Below are 3,118 nucleotides of genomic sequence, written 5' to 3'. Positions count from 1 at the left end.
GCCGACTCGTCGATCTCGAGGGCCGGGCCGTAGGCGGGGTTCACGCCCGCGTTGTTCACGAGCAGGTCGACCGGCCCGAACGCCTCCTCGGCGGCGGCGAAGGCGGCCTGCCGTGCGGCCGGGTCGTCGGCGGGGCCGGCGGCGCCGCGCACCCGGTCGGCGCCGAGCTGCTCGACCGCCTCCGCGAGGGCCTCCTCGCGGCGGGCGGTGATCACGACGCGGGCGCCTTCGGCGACGAGGCGCTCGGCGACCGCGAGGCCGATCCCGCGGCTGGCGCCGGTGACGATCGCGACGCGGTCCTGGAAGCGGGCGAGCACGGGATCCACCTCGCGAGCCTATCGACCGCCTCTCCGAGGCACTCTCGGGCGCTTGCCTGAGGTCCGCCGACGGACGCCTGCAGGATCGCTGCGACTTCGCCGCTCGGCTTGCGTCGGAGCCGACGACCGGGTGCGCTGAGGAGATGAGAGAGCTGCGGATCCTGAAACCCATCGCGAAGCTCGAGGACGTCGAGGCCCTCGACGCGATCGTGAACCCGGTCAAGGAGCTCGTCGTCGGGATGCTCTCGAAGTCGAAGCCGCTCGAGGACCTGCTCCACGGCACCCCGGCCGGCCATCCGCTGCATCCGGCGCTGATCCTGGTCCCCGCCGGCGCGTGGCTCTCGGCCACCGTGCTCGACCTGCTGCCCGGCAACGAGCGCGCCGCGCAGCTGCTCGTCGGCACCGGGCTGCTCGCCGCCGTGCCGACCGTCGCGACGGGCGAGGCGGACTGGTCGCGGCTGCACATCCAGCAGATGCGGGTCGGCGTCGTGCACGCGGCGGCGAACACGACCGCCATCGTCCTCTACACCGCCTCGTGGCTGGCTCGCCGGCGGGGGAACCAGGGCCTCGGCAAGCTGCTCGCGCTCGGCGGCCTCGGCGCGATCGGCTTCGGCGGCTACCTCGGCGGCCACCTCAGCTACCGGCAGGCGGCGGGCGCGAACCATGCCGAGCACGTGCCGCACCGCTTCCCGGCCGGCTGGCAGCCGCTCGCGCCGCTCGCCGAGCTCCCGGAGCGCACGCTCACCCGCCGCGACGTCGCCGGTCAGCCACTGCTGGTCCACCGCGACGGCGACCGGGTGGACGTGATCTCCAACGTGTGCAGCCACCTGTCCGGGCCGCTGAACGAGGGCGAGCTGAGCATCGACGCCGAGGGCGACGCATGCGTCACCTGTCCCTGGCACCAGAGCACCTTCGCGCTGCGTACCGGCGAGGTCGTGCACGGGCCGGCGACGGCCCCGCAGCCCGCGTTCGAGGCCCGGGTCACCGGCGACCTCGTGGAGGTGCTGCTGCCGAACGCGGGATGACTCCATCGAAGGAATCCTTGCAAAGAATCCTTCGATAGACGTATCGTCCTCGCATGCCCGAGGATGACGCAGGCCCGCTCTTCGATCCCCGCATCGATCGTGCGACGGATCCCCTCGCCCTGCAGGGGCTGGTCCATCCGCTCCGGCTGCAGCTGCTCGGCCAGCTGCGGCGCCAGGGACCGGCCACCGCGACCCGCCTCGCCGAGCTCCTGCACGTGTCCTCCGCCCTCGCGAGCTACCACCTGCGGCAGCTGCACGCCGCCGGGTTCGTGGAGGACGCGGACGACGAGGAGGTCGCCGACCGTCGGCGCGGTGGCCGCGAGCGCTGGTGGCGCGCGACCTCCCGGTCCACCTTCGTGACCGCGACGAGCACCGCCGACGCGGCCGACGCGGTGGTGCGCGACTACCTCGCGGTCGTGCTCGAGGCGACGTTCGGCAACGCCCGCGCCTGGCTCGACATCGAGCCCGAGTGGCCGGAGGAATGGCAGGAGCTCGACGACTTCAGCGACATCCCGCTCTCCCTGACGCTGGACGAGGCCCGGCAGCTCGATCGCGAGATCGGTGCGGTCCTCGCACGGTACCGGCGGCACGATCCGGCGCAGCCGCAGATGCCGGACAGCGCGATCGTCACGTTCCAGTACCAGCTCTTCCCCGAGCCCCGGCAGACGCCGCCGTCGACCGATGCGTGATCGGCTGGGGCTGCCCTCCCTCCTCGTCTCCGCCGTCGTCTCGGCGGCGGGCACCCGCATCTCGCACCTCGCGGTGCCCTGGCTCGTGCTCACGACGACGCACGACGCCGTGCTCACCGGCCTCGTCGGCACCGCCGAGATCGCCCCCTACGTCCTGCTGCAGCTGCTCGGTGCACCGGTGGTCGACCGGGTCGGCGCGCGCCGGGTCGCCTGGGTCGGCAACATCGTCGCGGGGCTCGCCATGGCGATGATCCCCGTGCTGCACGCCGCCGGCGCCCTGCCGATCCCGGTCGTGCTCGGCCTCGTGTTCGTGGCGGGGGCCGCCCGCGGACCGGCCGACGCGGCGACCCAGGTGCTCATCCCCAGAGCCGCGGAGCGCTCCGGCACGCCGCTCGAGCGCGCTGCCGGCCTCGTCGATGGCGCCGAGCGGCTCGCCGGCGTGTTCGGAGCGACCGTCGCCGGTGCGCTCATCGCCGTGCTCGGGCCCGCGACCGTCGTCGCGTTCGACGCGGCGAGCTTCTTCATCGGCGCGCTCCTGCTCGCCGCCGTGCCCGTCGTCGGGGCGGTACCCGCGACGGATGCGGGCGTCCGCGGCTACATCCGGGACGTCCGGGAGGGCCTCGGCTTCGTCGCACGGAACCCGCTCACCCGCTCGATCGCCGGGATGGTGCTCTTCACCAACCTCGTCGACGCGGCGGTGAGCGGCCTGCTGCTGCTCCTCTGGGCCCGGTCGACCGGGGTCGGCACCGCCGGCCTCGGCGTCGTGCTCGCCGTGTTCGGGGTCGCCGCGCTGACCGGCGCGGCGGTCTACGCGACCGTGGGGCCGCGCCTCCCCCGACGGTGGACCTTCGCGACCGCCTTCCTCATCACCGGTGCGCCGCGCCTGCTCGCCCTCGCGCTCCCCCTGCCCTTCTGGGCGGTGCTCGTGGTCTGGGCCGTCGGCGGGCTGGCGGCCGGCGCCATCAACCCGGCGCTCGCGACCGCGCAGTACGCCGCCATCCCGGAGCGCCTGCTCGCCCGCGCCCTCGCCGCGGTGAACGCGATCGCCTGGGCCGGCATCCCGCTCGGCGCGCTGCTGGCCGGTGCG

Annotated in this window: 4 protein-coding genes; 3 read left to right on the top strand and 1 reads right to left on the bottom strand. The window is 74.5% G+C overall.

Annotated features, from left to right (window positions below):
* Positions 1–326: SDR family NAD(P)-dependent oxidoreductase (locus VIG76_RS08345; RefSeq protein ID WP_331953052.1), on the bottom strand; the 326-nt coding region annotated here is incomplete at its 3' end.
* A 134-nt stretch (positions 327–460) separates the two neighbouring features.
* Between VIG76_RS08345 and VIG76_RS08340 the strand changes: the two genes are divergently transcribed.
* From VIG76_RS08340 to VIG76_RS08330, 3 genes are all read left to right on the top strand, one after another.
* The gene (locus VIG76_RS08340) at positions 461–1,342 is read left to right on the top strand and encodes a Rieske (2Fe-2S) protein (RefSeq protein ID WP_331953050.1); all 882 of its coding nucleotides are present in this window, start codon (positions 461–463) and stop codon (positions 1,340–1,342) included.
* Between the two features lie 53 nt (positions 1,343–1,395).
* Entirely contained in the window at positions 1,396–2,031 is a 636-nt protein-coding gene (locus tag VIG76_RS08335; protein WP_331953048.1) for a helix-turn-helix domain-containing protein, read from the top strand.
* Positions 2,024–3,118 (top strand): MFS transporter (locus VIG76_RS08330; protein ID WP_331953046.1); only part of this gene is annotated, 1,095 nt, incomplete at its 3' end. The genes VIG76_RS08335 and VIG76_RS08330, both read left to right, overlap by 8 nt.

Source organism: Amnibacterium sp. (assembly GCF_036559085.1).
Lineage (GTDB): Bacteria > Actinomycetota > Actinomycetes > Actinomycetales > Microbacteriaceae > Amnibacterium.
Note: the sequence above shows the minus strand (reverse complement) of the source record. Positions and strands in the feature narration are given on the sequence as shown.

Bases quoted from the DNA above. Each gene is read 5' to 3' on its own strand.
- VIG76_RS08340 (WP_331953050.1), top strand. From the start codon at position 461: ATGAGAGAGCTGCGGATCCTGAAACCCATCGCGAAGCTCGAGGACGTC.
- VIG76_RS08335 (WP_331953048.1), top strand. From the start codon at position 1,396: ATGCCCGAGGATGACGCAGGCCCGCTCTTCGATCCCCGCATCGATCGT.